The sequence below is a fragment of the Aeromonas rivipollensis genome (assembly GCF_010974825.1).
In the GTDB taxonomy this organism is placed as follows: domain Bacteria; phylum Pseudomonadota; class Gammaproteobacteria; order Enterobacterales; family Aeromonadaceae; genus Aeromonas; species Aeromonas rivipollensis.
Genome location: NZ_JAAILA010000029.1, coordinates 1 through 24931, shown reverse-complemented (window position 1 = coordinate 24931; position 24931 = coordinate 1). Strand labels below are relative to the sequence as shown.

The 24931-nt window shown below is 57.7% G+C and carries 39 protein-coding genes; 34 read left to right on the top strand and 5 right to left on the bottom strand.

Going from position 1 to position 24931, the window contains the following annotated elements; translation table 11 throughout:
• Nucleotides 1–1005: an NAD(P)H-dependent glycerol-3-phosphate dehydrogenase gene (gene gpsA, locus G4923_RS16800; RefSeq protein ID WP_106885240.1), complete on the top strand. Its 1005-nt coding sequence runs from the start codon at nt 1–3 to the stop codon at nt 1003–1005.
• Between the two features lie 68 nt (nt 1006–1073).
• Here gpsA and nfuA read toward each other — a convergent pair whose 3' ends face one another.
• Entirely contained in the window at nt 1074–1652 is a 579-nt protein-coding gene (nfuA, locus tag G4923_RS16795; RefSeq protein ID WP_033129997.1) for a Fe-S biogenesis protein NfuA, read from the bottom strand.
• Nucleotides 1653–1811: 159 nt separating this feature from the next.
• Nucleotides 1812–2540, bottom strand: a complete 729-nt coding sequence (locus tag G4923_RS16790; protein ID WP_163137742.1) for a ComF family protein — start codon at nt 2538–2540, stop codon at nt 1812–1814.
• Between the two features lie 38 nt (nt 2541–2578).
• Here G4923_RS16790 and bioH point away from each other — a divergent pair, with 38 nt between their 5' ends.
• The 3 genes from bioH (at nt 2579) to G4923_RS16775 (ending at nt 4601) form a co-directional block, all read left to right on the top strand.
• Nucleotides 2579–3343 carry a pimeloyl-ACP methyl ester esterase BioH gene (gene bioH / locus G4923_RS16785; protein ID WP_163137741.1) on the top strand — a complete coding sequence of 255 codons (765 nt, stop codon included), beginning with the start codon at nt 2579–2581 and terminating at the stop codon, nt 3341–3343.
• A gap of 71 nt (nt 3344–3414) precedes the next feature.
• Nucleotides 3415–3648: a flagellar biosynthesis protein FlgE gene (locus G4923_RS16780; RefSeq protein WP_163137740.1), complete on the top strand. Its 234-nt coding sequence runs from the start codon at nt 3415–3417 to the stop codon at nt 3646–3648.
• Between the two features lie 191 nt (nt 3649–3839).
• Entirely contained in the window at nt 3840–4601 is a 762-nt protein-coding gene (locus G4923_RS16775) for a putative metalloprotease CJM1_0395 family protein (protein ID WP_163137739.1), read from the top strand.
• Between the two features lie 66 nt (nt 4602–4667).
• On the opposite strand, the gene G4923_RS16770 is transcribed toward G4923_RS16775, so the two are convergent.
• Both G4923_RS16770 and greB read right to left on the bottom strand, forming a co-directional pair.
• Nucleotides 4668–6980, bottom strand: coding sequence for a Tex family protein (locus tag G4923_RS16770; protein WP_163137738.1), 2313 nt, complete (start codon nt 6978–6980; stop codon nt 4668–4670).
• 226 nt (nt 6981–7206) lie between these two features.
• Nucleotides 7207–7680: a transcription elongation factor GreB gene (greB, locus tag G4923_RS16765; protein ID WP_025325381.1), complete on the bottom strand. Its 474-nt coding sequence runs from the start codon at nt 7678–7680 to the stop codon at nt 7207–7209.
• Between the two features lie 225 nt (nt 7681–7905).
• Between greB and ompR the strand changes: the two genes are divergently transcribed.
• Nucleotides 7906–8625, top strand: a complete 720-nt coding sequence (ompR, locus tag G4923_RS16760) for an osmolarity response regulator transcription factor OmpR (RefSeq protein WP_111911588.1) — start codon at nt 7906–7908, stop codon at nt 8623–8625.
• Complete coding sequence (envZ, locus tag G4923_RS16755; RefSeq protein WP_163137737.1) at nt 8622–9932, top strand: two-component system sensor histidine kinase EnvZ; 1311 nt, start codon at nt 8622–8624, stop codon at nt 9930–9932. Before ompR ends, envZ begins: the two co-directional genes overlap by 4 nt.
• A 37-nt stretch (nt 9933–9969) precedes the next feature.
• Here envZ and G4923_RS16750 read toward each other — a convergent pair whose 3' ends face one another.
• Nucleotides 9970–10884 carry a DMT family transporter gene (locus tag G4923_RS16750; protein WP_163137736.1) on the bottom strand — a complete coding sequence of 305 codons (915 nt, stop codon included), beginning with the start codon at nt 10882–10884 and terminating at the stop codon, nt 9970–9972.
• A 355-nt stretch (nt 10885–11239) separates the two neighbouring features.
• On the opposite strand from G4923_RS16750, the gene rpsJ reads away from it, so the two are divergent.
• The 28 genes from rpsJ (at nt 11240) to rplQ (ending at nt 24862) form a co-directional block, all read left to right on the top strand.
• A complete protein-coding gene (rpsJ, locus tag G4923_RS16745; RefSeq protein WP_005307944.1) occupies nt 11240–11551 on the top strand; it encodes a 30S ribosomal protein S10 in 312 nt (103 codons plus the stop codon).
• A 22-nt stretch (nt 11552–11573) separates the two neighbouring features.
• On the top strand, nt 11574–12206 hold the full coding sequence (gene rplC, locus G4923_RS16740) for a 50S ribosomal protein L3 (protein ID WP_025325385.1): 633 nt from the start codon (nt 11574–11576) through the stop codon (nt 12204–12206).
• A gap of 17 nt (nt 12207–12223) precedes the next feature.
• Entirely contained in the window at nt 12224–12829 is a 606-nt protein-coding gene (rplD, locus tag G4923_RS16735; RefSeq protein ID WP_025325386.1) for a 50S ribosomal protein L4, read from the top strand.
• Entirely contained in the window at nt 12826–13128 is a 303-nt protein-coding gene (gene rplW / locus G4923_RS16730) for a 50S ribosomal protein L23 (RefSeq protein ID WP_005331199.1), read from the top strand. Before rplD ends, rplW begins: the two co-directional genes overlap by 4 nt.
• Before the next feature lie 15 nt (nt 13129–13143).
• Nucleotides 13144–13965, top strand: a complete 822-nt coding sequence (gene rplB / locus G4923_RS16725) for a 50S ribosomal protein L2 (protein ID WP_005331177.1) — start codon at nt 13144–13146, stop codon at nt 13963–13965.
• A gap of 22 nt (nt 13966–13987) precedes the next feature.
• Complete coding sequence (gene rpsS, locus G4923_RS16720) at nt 13988–14266, top strand: 30S ribosomal protein S19 (protein WP_005307960.1); 279 nt, start codon at nt 13988–13990, stop codon at nt 14264–14266.
• A gap of 10 nt (nt 14267–14276) precedes the next feature.
• The gene (rplV, locus tag G4923_RS16715) at nt 14277–14621 is read left to right on the top strand and encodes a 50S ribosomal protein L22 (protein WP_005319741.1); all 345 of its coding nucleotides are present in this window, start codon (nt 14277–14279) and stop codon (nt 14619–14621) included.
• A gap of 3 nt (nt 14622–14624) precedes the next feature.
• Complete coding sequence (gene rpsC / locus G4923_RS16710) at nt 14625–15338, top strand: 30S ribosomal protein S3 (protein WP_005331168.1); 714 nt, start codon at nt 14625–14627, stop codon at nt 15336–15338.
• Nucleotides 15339–15351: 13 nt separating this feature from the next.
• Nucleotides 15352–15765 carry a 50S ribosomal protein L16 gene (gene rplP, locus G4923_RS16705; protein ID WP_005307963.1) on the top strand — a complete coding sequence of 138 codons (414 nt, stop codon included), beginning with the start codon at nt 15352–15354 and terminating at the stop codon, nt 15763–15765.
• On the top strand, nt 15765–15956 hold the full coding sequence (rpmC, locus tag G4923_RS16700; protein ID WP_005319733.1) for a 50S ribosomal protein L29: 192 nt from the start codon (nt 15765–15767) through the stop codon (nt 15954–15956). Before rplP ends, rpmC begins: the two co-directional genes overlap by 1 nt.
• Entirely contained in the window at nt 15956–16204 is a 249-nt protein-coding gene (gene rpsQ, locus G4923_RS16695; RefSeq protein WP_005307966.1) for a 30S ribosomal protein S17, read from the top strand. Before rpmC ends, rpsQ begins: the two co-directional genes overlap by 1 nt.
• Before the next feature lie 148 nt (nt 16205–16352).
• A complete protein-coding gene (rplN, locus tag G4923_RS16690; RefSeq protein WP_005307975.1) occupies nt 16353–16721 on the top strand; it encodes a 50S ribosomal protein L14 in 369 nt (122 codons plus the stop codon).
• Nucleotides 16722–16732: 11 nt separating this feature from the next.
• Nucleotides 16733–17050: a 50S ribosomal protein L24 gene (rplX, locus tag G4923_RS16685; protein ID WP_025325387.1), complete on the top strand. Its 318-nt coding sequence runs from the start codon at nt 16733–16735 to the stop codon at nt 17048–17050.
• Between the two features lie 13 nt (nt 17051–17063).
• Nucleotides 17064–17603, top strand: a complete 540-nt coding sequence (rplE, locus tag G4923_RS16680) for a 50S ribosomal protein L5 (RefSeq protein ID WP_005331162.1) — start codon at nt 17064–17066, stop codon at nt 17601–17603.
• A gap of 10 nt (nt 17604–17613) precedes the next feature.
• Nucleotides 17614–17919, top strand: a complete 306-nt coding sequence (gene rpsN / locus G4923_RS16675) for a 30S ribosomal protein S14 (protein WP_005331161.1) — start codon at nt 17614–17616, stop codon at nt 17917–17919.
• A 19-nt stretch (nt 17920–17938) separates the two neighbouring features.
• Nucleotides 17939–18331, top strand: a complete 393-nt coding sequence (rpsH, locus tag G4923_RS16670) for a 30S ribosomal protein S8 (RefSeq protein WP_005307980.1) — start codon at nt 17939–17941, stop codon at nt 18329–18331.
• A 13-nt stretch (nt 18332–18344) separates the two neighbouring features.
• Nucleotides 18345–18878, top strand: coding sequence for a 50S ribosomal protein L6 (gene rplF, locus G4923_RS16665; protein ID WP_106885233.1), 534 nt, complete (start codon nt 18345–18347; stop codon nt 18876–18878).
• Between the two features lie 9 nt (nt 18879–18887).
• The gene (gene rplR / locus G4923_RS16660; RefSeq protein ID WP_033130012.1) at nt 18888–19241 is read left to right on the top strand and encodes a 50S ribosomal protein L18; all 354 of its coding nucleotides are present in this window, start codon (nt 18888–18890) and stop codon (nt 19239–19241) included.
• A gap of 14 nt (nt 19242–19255) precedes the next feature.
• Nucleotides 19256–19756, top strand: coding sequence for a 30S ribosomal protein S5 (gene rpsE / locus G4923_RS16655; RefSeq protein ID WP_005340605.1), 501 nt, complete (start codon nt 19256–19258; stop codon nt 19754–19756).
• A 6-nt stretch (nt 19757–19762) separates the two neighbouring features.
• The gene (rpmD, locus tag G4923_RS16650; RefSeq protein ID WP_005307985.1) at nt 19763–19942 is read left to right on the top strand and encodes a 50S ribosomal protein L30; all 180 of its coding nucleotides are present in this window, start codon (nt 19763–19765) and stop codon (nt 19940–19942) included.
• Nucleotides 19943–19944: 2 nt separating this feature from the next.
• Nucleotides 19945–20382 (top strand): 50S ribosomal protein L15, encoded by a 438-nt coding sequence (gene rplO, locus G4923_RS16645; protein WP_025325390.1) that lies wholly within the window; start codon nt 19945–19947, stop codon nt 20380–20382.
• Between the two features lie 8 nt (nt 20383–20390).
• Complete coding sequence (gene secY / locus G4923_RS16640; RefSeq protein WP_005307989.1) at nt 20391–21719, top strand: preprotein translocase subunit SecY; 1329 nt, start codon at nt 20391–20393, stop codon at nt 21717–21719.
• A gap of 27 nt (nt 21720–21746) precedes the next feature.
• Nucleotides 21747–21860 carry a 50S ribosomal protein L36 gene (rpmJ, locus tag G4923_RS16635; RefSeq protein ID WP_005319705.1) on the top strand — a complete coding sequence of 38 codons (114 nt, stop codon included), beginning with the start codon at nt 21747–21749 and terminating at the stop codon, nt 21858–21860.
• Nucleotides 21861–21999: 139 nt separating this feature from the next.
• Nucleotides 22000–22356, top strand: coding sequence for a 30S ribosomal protein S13 (rpsM, locus tag G4923_RS16630; RefSeq protein ID WP_005307991.1), 357 nt, complete (start codon nt 22000–22002; stop codon nt 22354–22356).
• A 14-nt stretch (nt 22357–22370) separates the two neighbouring features.
• Nucleotides 22371–22760, top strand: coding sequence for a 30S ribosomal protein S11 (gene rpsK / locus G4923_RS16625; RefSeq protein WP_005319702.1), 390 nt, complete (start codon nt 22371–22373; stop codon nt 22758–22760).
• 39 nt (nt 22761–22799) lie between these two features.
• On the top strand, nt 22800–23420 hold the full coding sequence (rpsD, locus tag G4923_RS16620; RefSeq protein ID WP_010672568.1) for a 30S ribosomal protein S4: 621 nt from the start codon (nt 22800–22802) through the stop codon (nt 23418–23420).
• A gap of 25 nt (nt 23421–23445) precedes the next feature.
• A complete protein-coding gene (locus G4923_RS16615) occupies nt 23446–24435 on the top strand; it encodes a DNA-directed RNA polymerase subunit alpha (RefSeq protein ID WP_005307997.1) in 990 nt (329 codons plus the stop codon).
• A gap of 43 nt (nt 24436–24478) precedes the next feature.
• Nucleotides 24479–24862: a 50S ribosomal protein L17 gene (rplQ, locus tag G4923_RS16610; RefSeq protein WP_005307999.1), complete on the top strand. Its 384-nt coding sequence runs from the start codon at nt 24479–24481 to the stop codon at nt 24860–24862.
• The last annotated feature ends 69 nt before the right edge of the window (nt 24863–24931 follow it).

Genomic DNA, 24931 nt, shown 5'->3' with positions numbered 1-24931 from the left:
ATGGCCGACCAGATCGCAATCTCGGTCTTGGGGGCGGGGTCTTATGGCTCCGCCCTTGCCATTTCTCTGGCGCGCAACGGCCATCCGACCCTGCTGTGGGGTCACGATCCCGCCCATGTCGCCGAGCTGGAACAAGATCGCTGCAACAAGGCGTTTCTGCCTGATGTCCCTTTCCCCGCCGATCTGCAGCTGACTGCCGATCTGCAAGCTGCGGTGCAGGCCGCTCCCGTGTTGCTGCTGGTGGTGCCGAGCCATGTGTTCGGTCAGGTGCTGGCCCGAATCAAACCCTTCCTGCGCCCGGATACCCGTATCGCCTGGGCCACCAAGGGACTGGAGCCGGACAGCGGCCGCCTGCTGCAGGACGTGGCCCGTGACGTGCTGGGGGAGACTATCCCGCTGGCGGTGATCTCCGGTCCGACTTTCGCGAGAGAGCTGGCCGCCGGCCTGCCGACCGCCATCTCTGTGGCATCGACTCACGACGACTTCGCCGACGATCTCTCGCAACTGCTGCACTGCGGCCGCTCGTTCCGGGTCTATACCAATCCGGACTTCATCGGTCTGCAACTGGGCGGGGCGGTCAAGAACGTCATCGCCATCGGTGCCGGTCTCTCCGACGGGTTGGGTTTTGGCGCCAACGCCAGAACCGCGCTCATCACCCGGGGCCTGGTAGAGATGCAGCGCCTCGGTGCCGCACTGGGTGCTGATGCCAAGACCTTCATGGGAATGGCAGGGCTCGGGGATCTGGTGCTGACCTGTACCGACAACCAGTCCCGCAACCGTCGCTTCGGTCTGGCCCTCGGGGCCGGCAAGTCGGTGGAAACCGCCATGACCGAGATCGGTCAGGTGGTGGAAGGCTATCGCAACACCAAGGAGGTGCATCTGCTGGCGGCCCGTTGTGGCGTCGAGATGCCCATCTGCGAGCAGATCTTCAAGGTGCTGTACGAAGGCAAGAACCCGAAAGAGGCAGCCATCGCCCTGCTGTCGCGAGACAAGAAGGACGAGTAATCTGCCCGCCGCAGAATGCAAAAGGCCCCGCCAGCTGGCGGGGCCTTTTCTTTGCCGTAAAGGACAAATCAATAGTAGGAGTGATCGCCACGCTGGTGCTCGGTGGCATCTTTCACGCCGTTGAGCTCGCCCGGGAACTTCTCCAGCAGCTGCTTCTCGATCCCCTCTTTCAGGGTGTAATCCACCTGTGAACAGCCGTTGCAACCACCACCGAACTGCAAAATCGCCAGCTTGTCGTCGGTGATGTCAATCAAGGTCACCTTGCCGCCGTGACCGGCCAGCATGGGGTTCACCTCTGACATCAGCACGTATTCGATGCGATCGGCCAGGGGGGCATCGTCGGCCACCTTGCGCATCTTGGCGTTGGGGGCCTTGAGGGTGAGCTGGGAGCCCATCTGATCGGTGACGAAGTCGATGGTGGCATCGACCAGGTAAGGGGCGCTCAGGGGATCGACCAGACAGTCGAAGCCGCTGAAGGGCAGGTGTTGATCTTCCGGATCGACCGCGTCGGGTGGGCAATAGGATACGCCGCACTCGGCATTCTGGGTTCCCGGATTGACCACAAACACCCGGATGTTGGTGCCATCAGGCTGCTTCTCCAGCAACTTGCGGAAGTGGGCCTGGGCGGTGTCGGAAATGCTGATCATCACTATCCTCATAAACCTGAGTGTACGACTAGGGTATTCATGATAACTCGCTTGGCGGGGCTTGGGTAGCGTGTCGATGGCTACCCTATGCGACCCTGAGCGCAACAAGCGCATGACAAGACGCCAGGCCGCTTTTTCCTCCTCTCCATGCCGCCCCGGCTATTTGATGTGCCTCTGTGTGCGGCAAAGTGCCCACACTTCCACCTTCTCAACGCCACTTTTGCGGAGTAAACGGCTGAGCTGGCCGGCGGTGGCGCCTGTGGTGACCACATCATCGAGCAGGGCCACGTGACGATAGCTGTGGGGTGCTACCTGAAAGGCGCCGCGCAGGTTCCGCCGCCGCTGGCCGGCACTGAGCCGGGTTTGATGTGGAGTGGCCCTGATCCTGCGCAGCAGCCGGGTGTCGCAGGGAATGCCGGTAATCGCGCCAAGGGCCAGTCCAATCTCTTCCGCCTGATTGAAGCCGCGCCACCACTGGCGCCACCAGTGCAGGGGGACCGGGATGATGGCCTCGGGGGGATCGTCTCCCTCCAGATGGTCGGCCAGCAGGCGGGCGAGCAGCGGCGCCAGCAGGATCTGGCCCGAGTATTTCAGCCGGGGAATGAGCAGGGAGTAGGGGAGCTGATAGTCGCCTATCACCTGCAGCCGCTCCCAGGGCGGCGGCCTGCGCTGGCAGCGTCCGCACAGCAGCTCGTTTCCTGCATGGTGCTCTGGCAAGGGGGTCGCGCACAGCCTGCATTTGCGGCAAGGCTGGTGCAGGGAGTGCTGACACCAGCTGCACAACAGAGGCTGGTCATCACAGGGCTGGCGACAGAGCAGGCAGAGGCCGAGCCAGTCTGACCGGCTGCCGAGGATCGGACTTGCTTTGGCGAGCAGCCGCTTTAACATGCAGGCTCCAAGCAGATGAACAGGGATCTTGAGTCTAGATGAGCGTATCGGTTGAGCGGTTTGGCCAGGGTCAGGACCTGGTGTTGTTGCATGGCTGGGGCATGAATGGTGCTGTCTGGCACGGCATTGCCCAGCAGTTGGCGGCCCACTATCGGCTGCACCTGGTGGACTTGCCCGGGTTTGGCAACAGCCCCCTTGGCGAGGGGAGTGACTACTCCTTGCCCTGGCTGGCGGAGCAGGTCGCCACAGTCCTGCCGGAAAAATGCCATCTGCTCGGCTGGTCCCTCGGTGGTCTGGTGGCGAGCCAGCTGGCCCTGACCCGGCCCGAGTGGCTTCACTCCCTCATCACGGTCGCCAGCTCCCCCTGCTTCATGGCCCGCGAAGACTGGCCCGGGATTGCCCCCAAGGTGCTGGCGGGGTTCAACCAGATGCTGGCGGGGGACTTCATGCAGACCATAGAGCGCTTCCTGGCGATCCAGGCCATGGGCAGCGAGCATGCCAGAAACGACATTCGCCAGTTGCGCCACTGGCTGGCGGAGCGTCCGGCCCCCCAGCCTGCCGCGCTGGAGGCGGGTCTCGGCCTGCTGGCCGACGTGGATTTGAGGGATGAGTTGGCCGGCCTGGATCTGCCCTGGCTGCGCATCTATGGCAGGCTGGATTCCCTAGTGCCCAAGGCGGCCATACCGCTGCTGGACGAGCGCTATCCTGCGAGCCGCAGCCTGGTACTGGAGAAGGCCTCCCACGCCCCCTTCATCTCCCATCCGGAGCCTTTCATCACCCTGTTGCGACAGTTCATTGGCTGATCCTTGAGCGACATGCTTCAATAACGCCTCTAGGTGGTGGATAATCAGCCAACCATGAAAGGAGTGAGCCGATGCGTATCGATTCTGCCATGACCACGGGCGTACAGGGATTCCAGCGGGCCGAGCAACTGGCCGGTCAGGCATCCGGGCAGCTCGCCCGCCTCAACACCCCGGCGGGCGACCAAGTACAGGTGACGGACGAGCTGGTCAATCTCAAGGTGGCCGAGCTGCATGCCGGCGCCTCCGCCAAGGTGATCCAGACCGCCAGCGACATGTTGGGCACCCAGATAGACATCAAGGTGTGAGATGAACATCAACGTCAGTCTGTCGTCCTTCATCCTCATTCAGCTGCAACCGCAGGTTGATATGAGTGGGCACCCAGATAGACATCAAGGTGTGAGATGAACGTCAGCGTCAGTCTGTCGTCCTTCATCCTCATTCAGCTGCAACCGCAGACAGATATGGGTGGGGACCTCGATCGACATCAGGGTGTGAGATGAACATCAACGTCAGCCTGCCGCCCCTGATCCCCAATCAGCTGCAACCGCAGACTGAATCGGCGCAGACTGACAACCGCCGTGCTGAGCTGGTGCCTCCCGCACGTCAGGGTGAGGCCTCCGCCGCCGAGTCCGGCGTTGCCTCCCAGAAAGACAAGGCCAGAGCCGCCCAGGCCAATCCCAATCCACCCGCCGCTTCGACCCGGGATAATGCGCAGGCCAGCCCGACGCCCCCGTCCCATCGCTTCGTCGAGGCCGCGGGGGAGGAGAGCCAGCGCCGGCAGCAGCAGGATCCCAAACAGCAGGAGCAACAGACGCAGCAGCGCCAGCTGGCCGCGTTTGTTGAGCGGGATCTCGAGGTACGCAAGCATGAGCAGGCGCACCAGATGGCAGGCGGCGAGCATGCGGGCAGCCCCAGCTACCAGTTTTCCCAGGGGCCGGATGGCAAGCGTTATGCCACCGGGGGTGAGGTGGCCATCGACATCGGCGCCATCCCGGGCGATCCGGCCGCCACTCTCGCCAAGATGCAGCAGGTGCGTGCCGCCGCCCTGGCACCGGCAGAGCCCTCGTCACAGGATCTGAGCGTGGCCCGCGCCGCCACCGCCAGAGAGGCCCTGGCCCGCAAGGAGCTGATGGAGGTCAGGGGCGCTTCAATCGGGCCGCTCGGTGCCTACATGGAGAGGCGTAATCAGGTGATAGCCCACCACTATCAGCAGGCCGTCAGGCCCGCTCCTCGTCAGACCTTCAGCCAGGACATCTGAGCGAGTCCTGGTCTATGCAGGCGATGTAAAAAAGCCCCTCACGGGGCTTTTGTCATTTCGGTGCAATCACTTCTTCATCTTGGAGAGGGCGGCGGCGAAGGCGTTGCCCATGGCACCACCGGCAGGGGCGCTCGGTTTCGGCTCCTGCCTGGGTCTGGCGCTGCCTGCACCCGATGGGCGGGATTCCGCCGGCTTGCGGGCTGGTTGCCCCGCTTTCTCGTCGAGGCGCATGGTCAGGCTGATGCGCTTGCGCGGGGCATCCACCTCCAGCACCTTGACCCGCACAATGTCACCCGCCTTGACCACTTCGCGGGGATCCTTGACGAAACGGTCGGTCAGGGAGGAGATGTGCACCAGCCCGTCCTGATGGACGCCGATGTCGACGAAGGCGCCGAAGTTGGTGACGTTGGTGACCACACCTTCCAGCACCATCTCGGGTACCAGGTCGCTTATCCTCTCCACCCCGTCCCTGAAGGTGGCGGTCTTGAACTCGGGGCGCGGATCCCGGCCCGGCTTGTCCAGCTCGCCTATGATGTCGGTGACTGTGGGCACGCCGAATTGCTCGTCCGTGTAGTCGGCCGGTTTCAGGCTGCGCAGCAGGCTGCTGTTGCCGAGCAGGCTGTCCACTGTCTGTTCAAGTTGGGCGAGGATCCGCTCCACCACCGGATAGGATTCCGGGTGCACCGCCGAGCCATCCAGCGGATTGTTGCCGCCGCGAATGCGCAGGAAGCCGGCGCACTGCTCGAACGCCTTGGGCCCGAGTCGGCTCACCTTCAGCAGTTGCTGGCGGCTCTTGAAGGCGCCGTGCTCATCCCGATAGGCGACTATGTTCTGGGCCAGGGTCTGGGAGAGGCCGGAAACCCGGTTGAGCAGGGCGACCGAGGCGGTATTCACATCCACACCGACCGCGTTCACGCAATCCTCGACCACGGCATCCAGCCGGCGGGCCAGCTGGCTCTGGCCGACGTCGTGCTGGTACTGGCCCACGCCTATGCTCTTGGGGTCGATCTTGACCAGCTCGGCAAGGGGGTCCTGCAGGCGGCGGGCGATGGAGACGGCGCCGCGGATGGAGACGTCGAGATCCGGGAACTCCTGGGAGGCGAGCTCGGAGGCGGAGTAGACCGAGGCGCCCGCTTCGCTCACTACTATCTTCTGCGCCTTGGCGGCGGGGTAGCGCTCGAACAGATCGCTCACCAGGCGGTCGGTCTCCCGGGAGGCGGTGCCGTTGCCTATGCTGATGAGCTCGACCTTGTGCTTCTGGCACAGCTCGCTCAGGGTCTTGAGGCTCTGGTCAATCTGGCGCTTGGGTTCGAACGGGTAGATGGTGGCGTGATCGACCAGCTTGCCGGTGGCGTCCACCACGGCTACCTTGACCCCGGTGCGGATGCCGGGATCCAGCCCCATGGTGCAACGCATGCCGGCCGGCGCTGCCATCAGCAGATCCTTGAGGTTCATGGCGAACACCTTGATCGCCTCGTCCTCTGCCGATTCGCGGATGCGGCCGATAAGCTCGGTTTCCATCTGCAGGGAGAGCTTGATCTTCCAGGTCCAGCTCACCACCCCCTGCAGCCACTTGTCGGCCGGACGGCTCTGCAGATTGAGCTTGAGGTGATGGGCGATGATCCCTTCGCAAGGGCTGGCACTCTCATCGTCACCTGTGACCAGCGCCAGGTTGAGGATTCCCTCGTTGCGGCCGCGCAGCATGGCCAGCACCCGGTGGGAGGGGGCCTTGTGCAGCGGCTCGTCGTGTTCGAAGTAGTCCTTGAACTTGGCCCCTTCCTGCTCCTTTCCCGCCACCACGCGGGCGCGCAGGGTGGCGTTCTGCCACAGGTAGTCCCGCAGCTTCTCCAGCAGATCGGCCTGCTCGGCGAAGCGTTCCATCAGGATATAACGGGCGCCGTCGAGGGCGGCCTTGCTGTCGGTGATCCCCTGCTCGGCATTGAGGAAGCGGGCTGCCGCCTGCTCGGGATCCTGCATGGGATCGGTGAGCAACAGGTTGGCCAGCGGCTCCAGCCCAGCTTCTATGGCCATCTGCCCCTTGGTGCGACGCTTGGGCTTGTAGGGGAGATAGAGATCTTCCAGCCGGGTCTTGCTGTCGGCACCGTTCAGCTCGCGCGCCAGCTCGGGGGTCAGCTTGCCCTGCTCCTCGATGGAGCGAAGGATCACCTGGCGGCGATCTTCCAGTTCACGCAGATAGCCGAGGCGGCTCTCCAGGGTACGCAGCTGACTGTCGTCCAGACCGCCGGTCACCTCCTTGCGATAACGGGCGATAAAGGGAACGGTCGAGCCTTCATCCAGCAGGCGCACGGCGGCCTGCACCTGTTCCGGGCGGGCATTCAGCTCACCGGCAATCTGTCTCTCAATTACATGGCTGTGCATCTGGGGTCTCTGTGGTCGGGTCTGTCCTACGGGCCGGCAGTGGTTGGGAGTTGTCGCGGCGGGCTGCTGGCTCGTCAGCTGACTCCCGGTGCGCTTCTGCGGCCGGTTGGCGCCGCAAGGCGCCGGGTGTGAGCACTATATGAGGTCGACGCTGGGGATGCCACCCCGGGCAAGGGTGCCAGCCTGACCCCGCGGGGGCAGGTGGGTCCGTGTTCCCCCGGCAGGGTCACTTGGGGTAGCTGATGTCGTTGACATACCAGCAGGCGTCACCCACTGGCGTGCGCACTATGGCCTCGTCGCCGACCTCTTTCTTGAGCAGGGCGCGGGCCATGGGGGAGTCGATGGAGATGTAATCCTTGCGACCGAAGATCTCGTCATAGCCGACGATGCGAAAGCGCTTGGTCTCTCCCTCTTCACTCTCCACCTCGACCCAGGCGCCGAAGAACACCTTGCCCTCCTGGGAGGGGGAGTAATCGACTATGGTCAGCTCCTCCAGGCACTTGCGCAGGTAGCGGACCCGGCGGTCTATCTCCCGCAGCCGCTTCTTGTTGTACTGGTAGTCGGCGTTCTCGCTGCGATCCCCGAGGCTCGCCGCCCAGGCTACCTTCTTGGTGACCTCGGGTCTCTCCTCGCGCCACAGGGTGTCGTGTTCCTGCCGGAGCTGGTTGTAGCCTTCACGGGTGATGAGTTTGGTTTTCATGGGCTTATCAGTCCCTGCTGCCTGCATGGTGGGTTGCGTCGTCTTGCTCGGGATCTTAGCCATTGGCGTCCGAGTGTCGAGCAGAAATGCATGGCAAGCGGCCCATTCGGCGCCGTTCTATCCCCGAGATCCCCAGGCCAAGGGTAATAACCGGTAACATATTTATGCTTTGTGGTTGCCAGAGCGAGCCCTAGTATTGGGAGGAGACAGAGAGGAGAGGCGGCAATGAGTCAGCAATACAAGGTCCTGGTGGTCGACGACGACCTGAAACTACGCTCCCTGCTGGAGCGTTACCTCACCGAACAGGGATTTGTGGTGCGGGGCGTTGCCAATGGAGAGCAGGCTGATCGCCTGCTGACACGCGAGAACTTCAGCCTGATGGTACTCGACCTGATGCTGCCGGGGGAGGACGGGCTCTCCATCTGCCGCCGCCTGCGAGAGGCGGGCAACCAGATCCCGGTGCTGATGCTCACCGCCAAGGGGGACGAAGTGGATCGCATCGTCGGTCTGGAGATGGGGGCGGATGACTATCTGCCCAAGCCGTTCAACCCCCGTGAGTTGCTGGCCCGGATCCGCGCCGTGTTGCGCCGCCATACCGTCGAGCTGCCCGGCGCACCCTCCACCGCCGAGAAGATGGTGAGCTTTGGCGCCTATCAACTCAACCTGGCGACCCGCGAGCTGAGCCGCGACGGGGATCCGGTCGCCCTGACCAGCGGCGAGTTTGCCGTCCTCAAGGTATTGGTGAGCCACCCTCGCGAGCCGCTCTCCCGGGACAAGCTGATGAACCTGGCCCGGGGCCGGGAATACACAGCCACAGAGCGCAGCATAGATGTGCAGGTCTCCCGTCTGCGCCGCCTGCTGGAGCAGGATCCGGCCCAGCCCCGTTACCTGCAGACAGTGTGGGGCCTGGGCTATGTCTTCGTGCCGGACGGTGACGGGGAATGAAAAAAGTGGGCAGCATGTTCTCCCGCATGCTCTGGTTCCTGGCCGCCGTGCTGGTGGTCTATCAGGTGGTCTCCTACGCCACCTTCTACAACTATCTGCTGGCGCCCACCGTCAAGCAGATCAGCCACCTGCTGGCCAATCAGGTCAAGCTCATCTTCCCTGCCGACAGCAACCAGCTGGCGCTGAGCGAGGATGCCGAGGCGCTGGTCTATGTGACCACGGGCAGCGACATCTACACCCAGAGCGAGGCGGAGCAGCACGGACTCAAGGATTCCAAGCCCTACCCCTATCTGGAGGAGAACATCAGCCGCGAGCTGAAGGGGGAAACCAAGGTCAGGGTCGAGATCCAGGACCACTACATCATCTGGATCCAGCCGCCCCAGGCCAGCCAGATGTGGGTGCGCATCCCCCTGACCGAGATCGAGGATGACGACATAGAGCCCCTCATCATCTACATGAGCGTGCTGCTGGTAGTGACCCTGTTTGCGGCCTGGCGCTTCGCCCGCCAGCTGGTGCGACCGCTGGAAGACCTGGAGGCGGGGGCCGTGGCCGTGGCGCGGGGCCAGTTCCCCGATGCCCTGGGAGAGCACGGTTCGCGGGAGGTACGCCGCCTGACCCGCACCTTCAACCACATGTCGCACTCCATCAAGGGACTTATCGAAGAGCGCAACCTGATGATGGCCGGGGTCTCCCACGATCTGCGCACGCCCCTGACCCGCATCCGGCTGGCGACCGAGATGATGTCCTCCGGGGATGAGTACCTCAAGGAGAGCATCAATGCAGACATCGACGAGTCCAACGGCATCATAGATCAGTTCATCGACTACATACGCCCGAACGAGGGGCTGGAGGCCCATCCGATCGACCTGACCCAGCTCATCCACGATGCGCTGCTGATGCAGACCGATCAGGGGCTGGAAGTGGAGCTGCTCCTGCCGGAGCAGGCGGTGCGAGTGGCCTGCCATCCCATCAGCATCCGCCGCATCCTCAACAACCTGTCGGGCAATGCGCTGCGCTACGGCGCGACCCGGTTGCAGGCCGAGCTGAAGGACGATGGTCACTGGGTCAGGTTGCGGCTCTCCGACAATGGCCCCGGGATTGCGGAGCAGGACTACTCCCGGGTGCTCAAGCCCTTTACCCAGGGCAATCTGGCGCGCACCGGCGGTGGCAGTGGCCTGGGGCTGGCCATAGTCGCCAAGATAGTGTCCCAGCACCACGGCACCATCAAGCTGGGTCGCTCTGATCTGGGGGGGTTGCTGGTGGAGATCCGGCTACCCAAGCATCAGCCGCTGGAGTGGATGGATTGAACGAAGGGCGCATCTGTGGATGCGCCCTTCTGCATTGTCAGGCTTGTGGCTCGGCGCTCTTGCGGTAGCGCTTGCCGTATTTGAGTTGCTGGATCAGCAGGGCGGCGACGATCAGCGCCAGCCCTATGGGGGTGGCGGGATGAATGGCTTCGCCGATCAACAGGTTGAGCAGCACCAGCGAAGCAAACGGCGAGATGAAGATGAGGTTGCTGATGGGGGCCGTGTTGGTGGCGTGGCGCAGGGCCATCAGCCAGAGCACGAAGCCAAAGCCCATCTCGAACAGTCCCACATAGATGGCTCCGAGCCAGCCCTGCCAGGCGGTCATGGCAAAGTCGGCGAGCAGCCAGGTCGCCACCACGATGAAAGGCAGGCTGATGAGGAAGCCAAGCAGCAGGCTGACGATGGGATCCCTCTGATTGCGGGTATTGAGGATCCAGTAGCCGGCCCAGATGAGGGTAGAGACCAGGGCTAACGTCACCCCGAGCGGGCTGTCAAACTGCAGGCCGAACACGTCCCCCCTGGTGGCGATCACCAGGGCGCCGAAGTAGCCAAGGACTATGGCCACGCCGTCACGGCGCCGGAGCTTCTGGCCGAGGAAGGGGACGGCCAGCAAACTCAAGGTGATGGCCCAGGTGTAGTTGAGGGTCTGGGCCTGCTGGGCAGGCAGCAGGTCATAGGCCTTGAACAGCAGCAGGTAGTAAAGGAAGGGGTTCAGCACCCCCAGGGCCAGATAGTAGAAGGGGCGGGCCCTGAGATAGCTCAGCAGCAGGGGCAGCTTGCCCTGGATCGCCACGATGGACCCCAGGGTCAGGGTCGAGGTGATGGCGGCGACCAGCAGCAACTGCACCGGCTCGAAGTAGGCGAGGGATATCTTGAAGGCGGTGGCTACCGTCGACCAGAGGGCGACGGCGCAGAGTCCGTATTGATAGGCTTTCTTCTGATTCTTGAGCATCGGGGTCGTTCCGCTGACTGAGGCAAGGGCGCAGTCTATCAGCCTGTTTGCAACATTGTCGTTACCGCTTTGTGGCTGGCAGGAGAGCGATCGCCAGCGAGATCCATCCGTCACACAAAATTGCGCACAATCTGTCCGCCTTCTCTTGCGCGAATTGAAAAAATCCGTATAATCCCCTCCGCTTGCCCATGAGGCATGCCAGACGATATGTCTGCTGCTGAGCTTCCCGTTTACGAGTCGCCAGCCATACAGTCCTCCCGATATGGGAGGAAACGTGAAAAATCACACCTCTGGCGGGAGTAATCTCGGTCGGGCGGTGTTGATTTATGTTCTTTTATCTATTGGAGCTCTGTCAATGCAGAACCAAAGAATCCGTATCCGCCTGAAGGCTTTTGATCATCGCCTGATCGATCAATCCACTGCGGAAATCGTTGAAACTGCAAAGCGCACCGGCGCGCAGGTTCGCGGTCCTATTCCGCTGCCGACTCGCAAAGAGCGCTTCACCGTCCTGATCTCCCCGCACGTCAACAAAGATGCGCGTGATCAGTACGAGATCCGCACTCACAAGCGTCTGGTAGACATCGTTGAGCCGACTGACAAGACCGTAGACGCCCTGATGCGTCTGGATCTGGCAGCTGGTGTAGACGTCCAGATCAGCCTGGGTTAATTACGGAAAGAGGTTGATAACAATGACAATCGGTCTTGTAGGTCGCAAAGTGGGTATGACTCGCATCTTCACTGAAGATGGCGTTTCTATCCCGGTGACTGTTATCGAAGTTGAAGCTAACCGTGTAACTCAGGTCAAATCTGTAGAAACCGACGGCTACAACGCTATTCAGGTTACCACTGGCGCCAAGAAAGCCAGCCGTGTGACCAAGCCGGAAGCTGGCCACTTCGCCAAAGCTGGTGTAGAAGCCGGTCGCGGTCTGTGGGAGTTCCGCCTGAACAACGGTGAAACTTTCACTGTTGGTAGCGAGCTGAAAGTAGATCTTCTCGCTGACGTTAAGATGGTTGACGTTACCGGCACATCCAAGGGTAAAGGTTTTGCGGGCACTGTAAAGCGCCACAACTTCCGCACCCAGGATATGACCCACGGTAACTCCCTGTCCCACCGTGTACCTGGCTCCATCGGTCAAAACCAGACCCCGGGCCGTGTATTCAAGGGCAAAAAGATGGCTGGTCACATGGGTGCTGAGCGTGTAACGACTCAGAACCTGGAACTGGTTCGTGTTGACGCTGAACGCAACCTGCTGCTCATCAAAGGCGCAGTACCGGGTGCAACCAACGGCAACGTGATCGTCAAACCTGCCGTCAAAGCGTAACGTCTGAGGAGATAGTAATGGAATTGGTAATGAAAGACGCCAAGAGCGCTCTTGAAGTTTCCGAGACTACCTTCGGGCGCGAATTCAACGAAGCTCTGGTTCACCAGGTCGTCGTTGCATATGCCGCTGGTGCCCGTCAGGGTACTCGTGCGCAGCTGACTCGCTCTGAAGTGTCTGGTGGCGGCAAAAAGCCGTGGCGTCAGAAGGGTACTGGTCGTGCCCGTGCTGGCTCCATCCGTTCGCCCATCTGGCGTTCCGGTGGTGTGACCTTTGCTGCTAAGCCGCAAGATCACAGCCAGAAAGTAAACAAGAAGATGTACCGCGGCGCTATCCGTAGCATCCTGTCCGAGCTGGTACGTCAAGAGCGCCTGATCGTTGTCGAGAAATTCGGCATCGAAGCGCCGAAGACCAAAGAACTGATCGCCAAGCTGAAAGAAATGGAACTGACTGACGTTCTGATCGTGACTGCTGAAGTCGATGAGAACCTGTTCCTGGCTGCTCGCAACCTGTACAAGGTCGACGTGCGTGATGTTGCCGGTATCGACCCGGTCAGCCTGATCGCTTTCGACAAGATTCTGATGACTGCTGACGCAGTTAAGCAAATCGAGGAGATGCTGGCATGATCCGCGAAGAACGTCTGTTGAAAGTTCTGAAGGCTCCGCACATCTCTGAAAAGAGCACCATGGTCGCAGAAAAGCAGAACACTATCGTGTTCAAAGTTGCTGTTGATGCCACCAAGGCGGAAGTCAAAGCTGCAGTTGCGAAACTGTTCGAGGTCGAAGTTGAGACCGTCCGTACCCTGAACATGAAGGGTAAGACCAAGCGCTCAGGTGCGCGTGTAGGCCGTCGTTCCGATTGGAAAAAGGCTTATGTGACCCTGAAAGCTGGTCAGGACATCGACTTCATGGGCGCAGCCGAGTAAGAGGAGTTCTCAAAAATGGCAATCGTTAAGTGCAAGCCTACTTCTCCGGGCCGCCGCCACGTCGTCAAGATCGTCAACCAAGAGCTGTACAAGGGCAAGCCCTTCGCCGCTCTGCTGGACAGCAAAAGCAAGTCCGGTGGTCGTAACAACAACGGCCGTATCACCACCCGTCATATCGGTGGTGGTCACAAGCAACACTACCGTATCGTCGACTTCAAACGCGACAAAGACGGCATTCCGGCCAAAGTAGAGCGTCTGGAATACGATCCTAACCGTACCGCAAACATCGCCCTGGTGCTGTATGCAGACGGTGAGCGTCGTTACATCCTGGCTCCGAAAGGCCTGAAAGCAGGTGATGCTATCGCTTCTGGTGCTGATGCTGCGATCAAGGTAGGTAACTCCCTGCCGATGCGTAACATCCCGGTTGGTTCTACCGTTCACGCCGTAGAAATGAAGCCTGGTAAAGGTGCCCAGCTGGCTCGTTCCGCTGGTACTTTCATCCAGATTCTGGCTCGTGAAGGTAACTATGTAACTCTGCGTCTGCGTTCCGGCGAAGTACGTAAAGTTCTGGCCGAGTGCCGCGCCACCATTGGTGAAGTGGGTAACTCCGAGCACATGCTGCGTCAACTGGGTAAAGCCGGTGCAAACCGCTGGCGTGGTATTCGTCCGACCGTTCGCGGTATGGCGATGAACCCGGTTGATCACCCGCACGGTGGTGGTGAGGGTCGTAACAAGGGCATGCAGCCTGTGTCCCCATGGGGCCAGAAGGCTAAGGGCTTCAAGACCCGTAAGAACAAGCGTACCGACAAGTACATCGTACGTCGTCGTAACAAGTAATTGTTAACATAGAGGAATCACCATGCCACGTTCTCTCAAGAAGGGTCCATTTATTGACCTGCACTTGCTGAAGAAGGTAGAGAAAGCGGTGGAAAGCGGGGATAAAAAGCCGGTTAAGACCTGGTCCCGTCGTTCAATGATCATCCCGAACATGATCGGTTTGACCATCGCTGTCCATAATGGTCGTCAGCACGTTCCGGTTTTCGTTACCGAAGAAATGATCGGTCACAAACTGGGTGAATTCGCACCGACTCGTACTTATCGCGGCCATGCTGCTGATAAGAAGGCTAAGAAGCGCTAAGGGATAAATGATGGAAGCTATCGCTAAACACCGTTATGCCCGTACTTCTGCCCAGAAAGCTCGTCTGGTAGCCGATCAAGTACGTGGTCTGTCCGTAGACAAGGCTCTGAACATCCTGACCTTCAGCCCGAAAAAGGCTGCGGTTCTGGTGAAGAAAGTGCTGGAATCTGCCATTGCAAACGCTGAGCACAACGAAGGCGCCGACATCGACGCCCTGCGTGTTGCCACCATCATGGTAGACGAAGGTCCCTCCATGAAGCGCATCCGCCCGCGTGCCAAAGGTCGCGCGGATCGTATCCTCAAGCGTACCGCTCACATCACTGTAGTGGTATCCGACGCTAAGGCTGGGAGATAAGCAATGGGTCAGAAAGTACATCCTAATGGCATTCGCCTGGGTATTACCAAGCCTTGGAATTCTACCTGGTTCGCGAACACCAAAGACTTCGCTGACAACCTGTACAGCGATTTCCAAGTACGCCAGTTCCTGACCAAGGAGCTGAAAAACGCTTCCTTGTCCAAGATCACCATCGAGCGTCCGGCCAAGAGCATCCGTGTGACCATTCACACCGCTCGTCCGGGTGTCGTGATCGGCAAGAAAGGCGAAGACGTTGAAAAACTGCGCAAAGCCGTAGCCGCTATTGCTGGCGTGCCTGCTCAGATCAACATTTCCGAAGTCCGCAAGCCGGAGCTGGATGGCAAACTCGTTGCCGACAGCATCACTTCTCAGCTGGAACGTCGCGTAATGTTCCGTCGCGCTATGAAGCGCGCCGTTCAGAACGCCATGCGCCTGGGTGCCAAGGGCATCAAAGTAGAAGTGTCCGGTCGTCTGGGCGGCGCTGAAATCGCGCGTACCGAATGGTACCGTGAAGGTCGTGTGCCTTTGCACACCCTGCGTGCCGACATCGACTACGCAACTTCTGAAGCCCACACCACTTACGGTGTGATCGGCGTCAAAGTTTGGATCTTCAAGGGCGAAGTTCTGGGCGGTCTGGCTGCTGTTAACGCTGCCGCTGCTCAAGAGCAAGCTCCTGCAAAGCCCAAGCGTGACAACAAGCGCCGCGCTGCTAAGTAAGGAGATTCGGTAAATGTTGCAACCTAAGCGTACTAAATTCCGCAAGACCCATAAGGGTCGTAACCGCGGTCTGGCCAACTCTGGTAACGAAGTATCCTTCGGTACCTTTGGCCTGAAGGCGACATCTCGTGGTCAACTGACTGCTCGTCAAATCGAAGCAGCCCGTCGTGCCATGACCCGTCACGTAAAGCGTCAAGGTAAGATCTGGATCCGTGTGTTCCCGGACAAGCCCATCACCGAAAAGCCCCTCGAAGTTCGTATGGGTAAAGGTAAGGGCAACGTGGAATATTGGGTCTGCCCGATCCAGCCTGGCAAGGTTCTGTACGAGATGGATGGTGTACCTGAGGCTCTGGCGCGTGAAGCGTTTGCCCTGGCCGCAGCTAAGCTGTCCGTTCAGACCACTTTCGTAATTAAGACGGTGATGTGATGAAAGCCCAAGATCTGCGTCAAAAGAGCGTCGATGAACTGAACCAGGAGCTGCTGGGTCTGCTGCGTGAGCAATTCAACATGCGCATGCAAGCGTCCACCGGCCAGCTGGCTCAGACTCACACTCTGAAACAAGTGCGTCGTGACGTCGCACGTATCAAGACTGTACTGACTGAGAAGGCAGGTGCGTAATGACTGACAAGATCCGTACTCTGCAAGGTCGTGTAATTAGCGACAAGATGGACAAGTCCATCACCGTCGCTATCGAGCGCAAGGTAAAGCACCCGATCTACGGTAAGATCATCAAGCGCACTACCAAGCTGCACGTACATGACGAGAACAACGAGTGTAAAGCTGGCGATCTCGTGGAAATCCGCGAATGCCGCCCGCTGTCCAAGACCAAGTCCTGGACCCTGGTTGCTGTCGTAGAAAAGGCCTAATTCGGTACTTTTTAGCCCAAACGGCCCCCCATCGGGGCCGTTTGTTTTTTAGGCTACCTTTTCAAAAATACCTGTGTTATAGTTTCGCGCCTTTTGAAGGCAGCCAGATCCCATTAGGGATAAGAAGTAAACAAAGCGGAGCACTAAGATGATCCAGATGCAAAGTATGCTGGGTGTTGCCGACAACTCCGGCGCTCGCAGTGTAATGTGTATTAAGGTTCTGGGTGGTTCGCACCGCCGTTATGCCGGCATCGGCGACATCATCAAGGTTTCCATCAAGGAAGCTATTCCTCGCGGTAAAGTGAAGAAAGGTGATGTGTATAACGCGGTGGTCGTACGCACCCGTAAAGGCGTTCGTCGTCCGGACGGCTCTGTCATCCGTTTCGACAACAATGCGGCTGTGTTGCTTAACAACAACCAACAGCCAATCGGTACTCGTATTTTTGGCCCGGTGACCCGTGAACTCCGTAATGAGAAGTTCATGAAGATTGTGTCCCTGGCACCCGAAGTACTGTAAGGAGTCGAACGATGGCAGCGAAAATCCGTCGCGAAGACGAAGTAATTGTTCTTACCGGCAAAGACAAGGGCAAGCGTGGCAAAGTCACTCAAGTCCTGATTGCAAAAGGTAAGGTAATCGTGGAAGGCATCAACCAGGTGAAGAAACACCAGAAGCCGGTACCCGCATTGGGTCAGGCTGGCGGTATCGTCACCAAAGAAGCCCCCATCGATGTATCTAACATCGCGCTGTTCAACTCTGCCACTGGCAAGGCTGACCGCGTTGGTTTCCGGATTGAAGACGGCAAGAAAGTCCGTTTCTTCAAATCCACCGGCGAACTTGTGAAGTAATTGGAGTTTAACGATGGCGAAACTGCATGATTACTACAAATCCGATGTAGTAAATGAACTGTCCAAGCAGTTCGGTTACAAGACTATCATGCAAGTCCCTCGGATCGAGAAAATCACCCTGAACATGGGTGTTGGTGAAGCGATCTCTGACAAGAAGTTGCTGGAAAATGCTGCTGCCGATATGGCTGCCATTTCCGGTCAGAAACCGCTGATCACCAAAGCACGCAAATCTGTTGCGGGCTTCAAGATTCGTGAAGGCTACCCGATAGGTTGTAAAGTAACCCTGCGTGGCGAGCGTATGTGGGAGTTCCTGGAACGGCTGATTTGCATCTCCGTACCGCGTATCCGTGACTTCCGTGGTCTGAACGCTAAGGCGTTTGATGGCCGTGGTAACTACTCCATGGGCGTGCGTGAGCAAATCATCTTCCCGGAAATCGACTATGACAAGGTCGATCGCGTCCGTGGTCTGGATATCACCATCACCACTTCCGCGAATACCGACGAAGAAGGCCGTGCTCTGCTGGCTGCCTTTAACTTCCCATTCCGCAAGTAAGGTTAGGGTTATGGCTAAAACATCCATGAAAGCACGTGAAGCAAAGCGTGCGAAGCTGGCAGCCAAGTTCGCGACCAAGCGTACCGAGCTGAAAGCTATCATCGTTGATATGAACGCTTCTGAAGAAGCGCGTTGGGATGCTGTCTTGCAACTGCAACAGCTGCCCCGTGATTCCAGTCCGTCCCGCCAGCGTAACCGTTGCAACATCACTGGTCGTCCGCACGGTTTCCTGCGGAAGTTTGGCCTCTCTCGCATCAAGGTGCGTGAGCATGCCATGAAGGGCGAAATTCCGGGCCTCAAAAAGGCCTCTTGGTAAGAATCTCGGGAGTTAGACTATGAGCATGCAAGATCCGATCGCGGATATGCTGACCCGCATCCGTAACGGTCAGGCGGCGAGCAAAGTTGCGGTTTCCATGCCTTCTTCCAAGCTGAAAGTGGCTATTGCCAAAGTGCTGAAGGAAGAAGGTTACATCGCTGGCTACTCCGTAGCAGGTGATGTGAAGCCGGAACTGGAAATTGAACTGAAATATTTCCAGGGCAAGCCGGTTGTAGAACTGATCCAACGCGTGAGCCGTCCCGGCCTGCGTATTTACAAGCGCACTACTGATCTGCCGAAAGTCATGGGCGGTCTCGGTGTTGCTATCGTGTCCACGTCTAAAGGTGTGATGACCGACCGTGCTGCCCGCAAGGCAAGCATGGGTGGTGAGATCATCTGCTACGTCGCTTAATAGGAGGTCGGAAATGTCTCGCGTTGCTAAGGCACCCGTCACTATTCCTGCTGGCGTAGAGGTGACTCTGAACGGTCAGGAACTGTCCATCAAAGGTGGTAAAGGTTCTCTGGTTCGTTCCATTCACGCCGGTGTAGAAGTGACCAAAGAAGACAATGTACTGAAGTTCGCCCCGCGCGACGGCATCGCTGGTGCTGACGCTCAGGCCGGTACTGCACGTGCATTGGCTAACAACATGGTAATCGGTGTTACCCAAGGCTTCGAGCGCAAGCTGCAGCTGGTTGGTGTTGGCTACAAAGCCTCCATCAAGGGCAATGCTGTCGCGCTGGCTCTGGGCTTCTCTCACCCGGTTGAGCATGCGCTGCCGGCTGGTGTCACCGCTGAATGTCCGTCCGCCACAGAGATCATTCTGCGTGGTGTGGACAAGCAGCTGGTTGGCCAAGTCGCCGCCGATATCCGTTCTTACCGCGCTCCGGAGCCCTACAAGGGCAAGGGTGTACGCTATGCCAACGAGCAAGTGCGTACTAAAGAAGCTAAGAAGAAGTAAGGTAACACTATGGACAAGAAAGCAGCTCGTCTCCGTCGTGCTACTCGTGCTCGGAAAAAGATGCAGGAACTGGGAGCTACCCGTCTGGTTGTTCACCGTACCCCGCGTCATATCTATGCGCAGGTTATCGCAGCCAACGGTTCCGAAGTTCTGGCCTCTGCTTCTACAGTAGAGAAAGCCATCAGTGAAGCGCTCAAATCTACCGGTAATGCAGATGCAGCTACCGCAGTAGGTAAAGCAATCGCTGAGCGTGCTATTGCCAAAGGCGTTCAGAACGTATCTTTCGATCGTTCCGGTTTCAAGTATCACGGTCGTGTAGCCGCTCTGGCTACCGCTGCTCGTGACGCTGGTCTTCAGTTCTAAGCTAGGAGTCGAAGATGGCTAAAGTCGAATCTCAAGCCGGCGAACTGCAAGAAAAGCTGATTGCAGTAAACCGTGTTTCGAAAACTGTTAAAGGTGGTCGTATCATGTCCTTCACCGCGTTGACCGTGGTAGGTGATGGTAACGGCCGTGTAGGTTACGGTTACGGTAAGGCCCGTGAAGTTCCGGCTGCCATTCAAAAGGCAATGGAACAGGCTAAACGTAACCTGAACAAGGTTGAACTGAACAATGGCACTCTGCACCACCCGGTGCGCGGTGTTCACTCCGGTTCCACCGTGTTCATGAAGCCGGCCTCACAAGGTACTGGTATCATTGCAGGCGGCGCCATGCGTGCCGTACTGGAAGTTGCCGGTATCCACAACGTGCTGGCCAAGACCTACGGTTCCACCAACCCAATCAACGTTGTTCGCGCAACTGTAGACGCTCTGGTTCACGGTCAATCACCGGAACAGATCGCTGCCAAGCGTGGTCTGCGCGTTGAAGAAATTCTGGGGTAATGCGACATGGCTAACACTGTAAAAGTAACTCAAACTCGCAGCTCTATCGGCCGTCTGCCAAAGCACAAGGCGACTCTGCGTGGTCTGGGTCTGCGTCGCATTGGTCACACCGTTGAGCTGGAAGATACTCCCTGCGTACGCGGCATGATCAACCAGGTTTATTACATGGTTAAGGTGGAGGGCTAAGCATGCGTCTGAATACTCTGTCTCCGGCCGCTGGTTCCAAGCGTGTTAAGCACCGTCCGGGCCGTGGTATCGGTTCTGGTCTGGGCAAGACCGGTGGTCGTGGTGTGAAAGGTCAAACTTCTCGTTCCGGTGGCGGTAAAGTCCGCAACGGTTTCGAGGGTGGCCAGATGCCTTTGAAAATCCGTCTGCCGAAGTTCGGTTTCTTCTCTCGCAAATCTTTGGTTTCTGCCGAAGTGCGCCTGAACGAAATCGCCCTGGTAGAAGGTGATGTGGTCGATTTGAGCACTCTAAAGCAAGCCGGTGTTGTTACCAAGAACATCGTTTTCGCTAAAGTTGTTCTGTCTGGCAACATTGACCGTGCTGTGACCGTTCGTGGTCTGTCCGTCACCAAAGGTGCACGTGCAGCCATCGAGGCCGCTGGCGGTAAAATCGAGGAATAATCAGTACAATGGCTAAGAAACCAGGATTGGATGTTAAAGCACAAGGTGGTCTGAGTGAACTGAAGAGCCGTCTGCTCTTCGTTCTCGGGGCAATTATCGTGTTCCGCGCAGGCTCTTATGTGCCGATTCCTGGTATTGACGCCGCCGTACTGGCCGAGTTGTTCCAACAACAGAAGGGCACCATCATTGAGATGTTCAACATGTTCAGTGGTGGTGCACTCTCGCGTGCTTCTATTCTTGCGCTGGGGATCATGCCGTACATTTCGGCGTCGATCATTATCCAGCTGCTGACTGTGGTTCATCCTGCTCTTGCTGAACTCAAGAAAGAGGGTGAATCCGGCCGTCGCAAGATTAGCCAATATACCCGTTGGGGCACGCTGGTTTTGGGAACGTTCCAGGCCATTGGTATTGCAACCGGTCTGCCGAATATGATGCAGGGACTCGTGACTCATCCGGGTTTGGGCTTCTATTTCACGGCCGTTGTGAGTCTGGTCACCGGTACCATGTTCTTGATGTGGTTGGGTGAACAGATTACCGAGCGTGGGATTGGTAATGGTATCTCGTTGATTATTTTCACGGGTATCGTTGCTGGTCTGCCTCATGCCATTGGCGCTACGGCCGAACAGGCACGTCAAGGGGAATTGCACATCCTGCTGTTGTTGTTGCTGGGCTTGATTGTTTTCGCAGTGACTTACTTTGTGGTGTTCGTGGAGCGTGGTCAGCGTCGTATCGTCGTCAACTATGCCAAGCGTCAACAAGGCCGCCAGGTATTCGCCGCGCAAAGCACACACCTGCCGTTGAAAGTGAATATGGCTGGTGTGATTCCTGCGATTTTCGCATCTAGCATCATCCTCTTCCCAGGGACCATTACCTCTTGGTTTGGTCAGGGCGAGGGCAAGGTGGCTGATATCCTGCAACAGGTCTCTATGGTCCTGCAGCCGGGTCAACCCTTGTATGAGATGCTCTATGCAGCAGCCATTATCTTCTTCTGCTTCTTCTATACCGCGCTGGTGTTCAACCCCCGCGAGACAGCAGATAATTTGAAGAAGAGTGGAGCCTTTATCCCGGGGATCCGCCCGGGCGAGCAGACAGCACGTTACATCGATAAGGTTATGACTCGCCTGACATTGGCAGGTGCGCTCTATATAACCTTTATCTGTCTGGTACCCCAGTTCTTGATGACTGCCTGGAACGTACAGTTCTACTTCGGTGGCACTTCGCTGCTGATTATCGTGGTAGTTATCATGGACTTCATGGCTCAGGTACAAACCCATATGATGTCTCATCAATATGGTGACGTCCTGAGGAAGGCCAACCTGAAGGGCTACGGCCGCTAAAGGTCGGCGTAGTTACGGAGTTAAGCAATGAAAGTTCGTGCTTCCGTTAAGGCAATCTGCCGTAACTGCAAAATCATTAAGCGTCACGGTGTGGTGCGTGTGATTTGCAGCGAGCCAAAGCATAAACAGCGCCAAGGCTAATTTTTTACGGTTAGTACTTGCAACAAATAGTTGTGCTGGCTAATATAGCCAGCCAACTTTTGTTGTGTATTGGTTGACCGCCACGTATCCGCTCACGGGCTTTGTGGTGGTCGTTATCTACGCTAAGTAGGAGTGAACAGTGGCCCGTATCGCTGGCATTAACATTCCTGACCATAAGCATGCAGTCATTGCGTTGACTGCGATTTATGGCGTCGGTCGTACCCGCTCCAAGGCCATCTGTGCCGCAGCCGGTATTGCTGAGAATGTGAAAATTAAAGACTTGGACGAAGCTCAGATCGAAAGTCTGCGCGAGCAAGTAGGTAAATTCACCGTTGAAGGTGACTTGCGTCGTCAGATTTCCATGAACATCAAACGCTTGATGGATCTGGGTTGCTACCGTGGTTTGCGTCACCGTCGTAGCCTGCCTGTTCGTGGTCAACGTACCAAGACCAACGCTCGTACCCGTAAGGGTCCGCGCAAGGCTATCAAGAAGTAACGGGAAGGTAGAAAATGGCTAAAACTCCGACTCGTGCTCGCAAGCGCGTTAAAAAGCAAGTGAGCGACGGTATTGCGCACGTTCATGCATCTTTCAACAACACAATCGTGACCATTACTGACCGTCAGGGCAATGCTCTGTCATGGGCTACCTCCGGTGGTTCAGGTTTCCGTGGTTCCCGTAAGTCCACTCCGTTTGCTGCCCAGGTAGCTGCTGAGCGTGCTGGTGAGATCGCCAAAGAATACGGCGTGAAGAACCTGGAAGTCATGGTCAAAGGTCCGGGTCCCGGTCGTGAGTCTTCCATCCGCGCTCTGAACGCGGCTGGTTTCCGCATCACTAATATTACTGATGTGACTCCGATCCCGCACAACGGTTGTCGTCCTCCCAAGAAGCGCCGCGTATAACGCTGTAGCTACTTGGTCTAGGATTGTTGGAGAAAGAAGATGGCAAGATATATCGGTCCTAAGCTTAAGCTTAGCCGTCGTGAGGGCACCGACCTCTTCCTGAAGTCTGGTGTTCGTGCGATTGATTCTAAGTGCAAGATTGACACCGTTCCTGGTCAACACGGTGCGCGTAAAGCGCGTCTGTCTGACTATGGCGTGCAACTGCGCGAGAAACAAAAAGTACGTCGTATCTACGGCGTATTGGAAAAACAGTTCCGCAACTACTACCGCGACGCTGCCCGTCAAAAGGGTAACACCGGTGAAAACCTGTTGCAGCTGCTGGAAGGTCGTCTGGACAACGTCGTCTACCGCATGGGCTTCGGCGCCACTCGTGCTGAGTCTCGTCAGCTGGTGAGCCACAAAGCCATCATGGTAAACGGCCGCGTTGTGAATGTTCCTTCTTTCCAGGTATCCCCTGAGGACGTGATCTGCGTTCGCGAGAAGGCTAAGAAGCAAGCGCGTATCAAAGCTTCCCTGGAAGTTGCTGGTCAGCGCGAGAAGCCGACTTGGGTAGAGGTTGACGCTGCTAAGATGGAAGGTGCCTTCAAGCGCCTGCCAGAGCGTTCCGACCTGTCTGCCGACATTAACGAACAGCTGATCGTCGAGCTTTACTCCAAGTAAAGCTAGCTTCTAAAGAGAGGACACAATGCTGGGTTCTGTAACAGATTTTCTTAAACCGCGGCTAGTTGACATCGAGCAAGTTAGCCCGACTCACGCGAAAGTGACTCTCGAGCCGCTTGAGCGTGGCTTTGGTCACACGCTGGGTAATGCCCTGCGTCGTATTTTGCTGTCATCTATGCCCGGTTGTGCAGTTACTGAAGTCGAGATCGACGGAGTACTGCACGAGTACAGCAGCAAAGAAGGTGTACAGGAAGACATTCTTGAAATCCTGCTCAACCTGAAAGGTATCGCTGTGAAGCTGGAAGGCAAGGACGAGGTAACTCTGTCCCTGACCAAGTCTGGAACAGGCCCCGTTACCGCTGGTGATATCACTCACGGTGATGAAGTCGAGATCGTAAACCCGGAGCACGTAATCTGCCACCTGACAGGGGCCAATGCTGAGATCAGCATGCGTCTGAAAGTTCAGCGCGGTCGTGGTTATGTGCCTGCTTCTGCTCGTGTTCACAACGATGATGAAGAGCGTCCTATTGGTCGCCTGCTGCTGGACTCCGCGTTCAGCCCCATCGTTCGCATCGCCTACAATGTTGAGGCGGCACGTGTGGAACAGCGCACCGACTTGGACAAGCTGGTTATCGACATGGAGACCAATGGTACTCTGGATCCGGAAGAAGCCATTCGCCGTTCTGCCACTATTTTGGCCGAACAGCTGGAAGCCTTCGTGGATCTGCGCGATGTCAGCGTGCCCGAGAAGAAAGAAGAGAAACCCGAGTTTGATCCGATTCTGCTGCGTCCTGTCGATGATTTGGAGCTGACAGTTCGTTCAGCGAACTGTCTGAAGGCAGAAGCTATCCACTATATTGGTGATCTGGTACAGCGTACCGAAGTTGAGTTGCTTAAAACTCCTAACCTCGGTAAGAAGTCCCTGACTGAGATCAAGGATGTGTTGGCCTCCCGTGGTCTGTCTCTTGGCATGCGCCTTGAGAACTGGCCGCCCGCCAGCATCGCTGACGAGTAATCCAGATTACGGGTTTCACAGATTTAGTTAGAAGGATAAGGTCATGCGCCATCGTTTGAGTGGTCGTCAACTGAACCGGAACAGCAGCCATCGTCAGGCTATGTTCCGCAACATGGCCAGCTCCCTGGTTCGTCATGAGATCATCAAGACGACTCTGCCTAAGGCAAAAGAGCTGCGTCGTGTAGTTGAACCGCTGATCACCCTTGCCAAGACTGATAGCGTTGCTAATCGTCGCCTGGCATTTGCCCGTACTCGCGATAACGCGATCGTGGCTAAGCTGTTCAATGAACTGGGCCCGCGCTACCTGGAGCGCGCCGGCGGTTATACTCGCATTCTGAAATGCGGTTTCCGTGCAGGCGACAACGCTCCTATGGCTTACATTGAGCTGGTAGACCGCCCGGCCGCTGCTGAAGCAGCTGCTGAGTGATAAAGAAAAAGCCGGGCTTGTCCCGGCTTTTCTTTTAATGGATTCTGATACTGCCTCAACTGCCTCAAC

What these genes read in the sequence shown, in the direction of transcription:
- secY (WP_005307989.1), top strand. Translation starts at nt 20,391, where the DNA reads ATGGCTAAGAAACCAGGATTGGATGTTAAAGCACAAGGTGGTCTGAGT.
- rpsQ (WP_005307966.1), top strand. Translation starts at nt 15,956, where the DNA reads ATGACTGACAAGATCCGTACTCTGCAAGGTCGTGTAATTAGCGACAAG.
- rplQ (WP_005307999.1), top strand. Translation starts at nt 24,479, where the DNA reads ATGCGCCATCGTTTGAGTGGTCGTCAACTGAACCGGAACAGCAGCCAT.
- G4923_RS16615 (WP_005307997.1), top strand. Translation starts at nt 23,446, where the DNA reads ATGCTGGGTTCTGTAACAGATTTTCTTAAACCGCGGCTAGTTGACATC.
- rplW (WP_005331199.1), top strand. Translation starts at nt 12,826, where the DNA reads ATGATCCGCGAAGAACGTCTGTTGAAAGTTCTGAAGGCTCCGCACATC.
- gpsA (WP_106885240.1), top strand. Translation starts at nt 1, where the DNA reads ATGGCCGACCAGATCGCAATCTCGGTCTTGGGGGCGGGGTCTTATGGC.
- rpmC (WP_005319733.1), top strand. Translation starts at nt 15,765, where the DNA reads ATGAAAGCCCAAGATCTGCGTCAAAAGAGCGTCGATGAACTGAACCAG.
- rplE (WP_005331162.1), top strand. Translation starts at nt 17,064, where the DNA reads ATGGCGAAACTGCATGATTACTACAAATCCGATGTAGTAAATGAACTG.
- rplO (WP_025325390.1), top strand. Translation starts at nt 19,945, where the DNA reads ATGCGTCTGAATACTCTGTCTCCGGCCGCTGGTTCCAAGCGTGTTAAG.
- rplD (WP_025325386.1), top strand. Translation starts at nt 12,224, where the DNA reads ATGGAATTGGTAATGAAAGACGCCAAGAGCGCTCTTGAAGTTTCCGAG.
- rplV (WP_005319741.1), top strand. Translation starts at nt 14,277, where the DNA reads ATGGAAGCTATCGCTAAACACCGTTATGCCCGTACTTCTGCCCAGAAA.
- rplF (WP_106885233.1), top strand. Translation starts at nt 18,345, where the DNA reads ATGTCTCGCGTTGCTAAGGCACCCGTCACTATTCCTGCTGGCGTAGAG.
- G4923_RS16780 (WP_163137740.1), top strand. Translation starts at nt 3,415, where the DNA reads ATGCGTATCGATTCTGCCATGACCACGGGCGTACAGGGATTCCAGCGG.
- G4923_RS16775 (WP_163137739.1), top strand. Translation starts at nt 3,840, where the DNA reads ATGAACATCAACGTCAGCCTGCCGCCCCTGATCCCCAATCAGCTGCAA.
- rpsE (WP_005340605.1), top strand. Translation starts at nt 19,256, where the DNA reads ATGGCTAAAGTCGAATCTCAAGCCGGCGAACTGCAAGAAAAGCTGATT.
- nfuA (WP_033129997.1), bottom strand. Translation starts at nt 1,652, where the DNA reads ATGATCAGCATTTCCGACACCGCCCAGGCCCACTTCCGCAAGTTGCTG.
- greB (WP_025325381.1), bottom strand. Translation starts at nt 7,680, where the DNA reads ATGAAAACCAAACTCATCACCCGTGAAGGCTACAACCAGCTCCGGCAG.
- rplB (WP_005331177.1), top strand. Translation starts at nt 13,144, where the DNA reads ATGGCAATCGTTAAGTGCAAGCCTACTTCTCCGGGCCGCCGCCACGTC.
- rpmD (WP_005307985.1), top strand. Translation starts at nt 19,763, where the DNA reads ATGGCTAACACTGTAAAAGTAACTCAAACTCGCAGCTCTATCGGCCGT.
- rplR (WP_033130012.1), top strand. Translation starts at nt 18,888, where the DNA reads ATGGACAAGAAAGCAGCTCGTCTCCGTCGTGCTACTCGTGCTCGGAAA.
- rpsK (WP_005319702.1), top strand. Translation starts at nt 22,371, where the DNA reads ATGGCTAAAACTCCGACTCGTGCTCGCAAGCGCGTTAAAAAGCAAGTG.
- rpsC (WP_005331168.1), top strand. Translation starts at nt 14,625, where the DNA reads ATGGGTCAGAAAGTACATCCTAATGGCATTCGCCTGGGTATTACCAAG.
- rplN (WP_005307975.1), top strand. Translation starts at nt 16,353, where the DNA reads ATGATCCAGATGCAAAGTATGCTGGGTGTTGCCGACAACTCCGGCGCT.
- rpmJ (WP_005319705.1), top strand. Translation starts at nt 21,747, where the DNA reads ATGAAAGTTCGTGCTTCCGTTAAGGCAATCTGCCGTAACTGCAAAATC.
- G4923_RS16770 (WP_163137738.1), bottom strand. Translation starts at nt 6,980, where the DNA reads ATGCACAGCCATGTAATTGAGAGACAGATTGCCGGTGAGCTGAATGCC.
- rplP (WP_005307963.1), top strand. Translation starts at nt 15,352, where the DNA reads ATGTTGCAACCTAAGCGTACTAAATTCCGCAAGACCCATAAGGGTCGT.
- rpsH (WP_005307980.1), top strand. Translation starts at nt 17,939, where the DNA reads ATGAGCATGCAAGATCCGATCGCGGATATGCTGACCCGCATCCGTAAC.
- rpsJ (WP_005307944.1), top strand. Translation starts at nt 11,240, where the DNA reads ATGCAGAACCAAAGAATCCGTATCCGCCTGAAGGCTTTTGATCATCGC.
- G4923_RS16790 (WP_163137742.1), bottom strand. Translation starts at nt 2,540, where the DNA reads ATGTTAAAGCGGCTGCTCGCCAAAGCAAGTCCGATCCTCGGCAGCCGG.
- rplX (WP_025325387.1), top strand. Translation starts at nt 16,733, where the DNA reads ATGGCAGCGAAAATCCGTCGCGAAGACGAAGTAATTGTTCTTACCGGC.
- rpsS (WP_005307960.1), top strand. Translation starts at nt 13,988, where the DNA reads ATGCCACGTTCTCTCAAGAAGGGTCCATTTATTGACCTGCACTTGCTG.
- envZ (WP_163137737.1), top strand. Translation starts at nt 8,622, where the DNA reads ATGAAAAAAGTGGGCAGCATGTTCTCCCGCATGCTCTGGTTCCTGGCC.
- rpsD (WP_010672568.1), top strand. Translation starts at nt 22,800, where the DNA reads ATGGCAAGATATATCGGTCCTAAGCTTAAGCTTAGCCGTCGTGAGGGC.
- G4923_RS16750 (WP_163137736.1), bottom strand. Translation starts at nt 10,884, where the DNA reads ATGCTCAAGAATCAGAAGAAAGCCTATCAATACGGACTCTGCGCCGTC.
- bioH (WP_163137741.1), top strand. Translation starts at nt 2,579, where the DNA reads ATGAGCGTATCGGTTGAGCGGTTTGGCCAGGGTCAGGACCTGGTGTTG.
- rpsN (WP_005331161.1), top strand. Translation starts at nt 17,614, where the DNA reads ATGGCTAAAACATCCATGAAAGCACGTGAAGCAAAGCGTGCGAAGCTG.
- ompR (WP_111911588.1), top strand. Translation starts at nt 7,906, where the DNA reads ATGAGTCAGCAATACAAGGTCCTGGTGGTCGACGACGACCTGAAACTA.
- rplC (WP_025325385.1), top strand. Translation starts at nt 11,574, where the DNA reads ATGACAATCGGTCTTGTAGGTCGCAAAGTGGGTATGACTCGCATCTTC.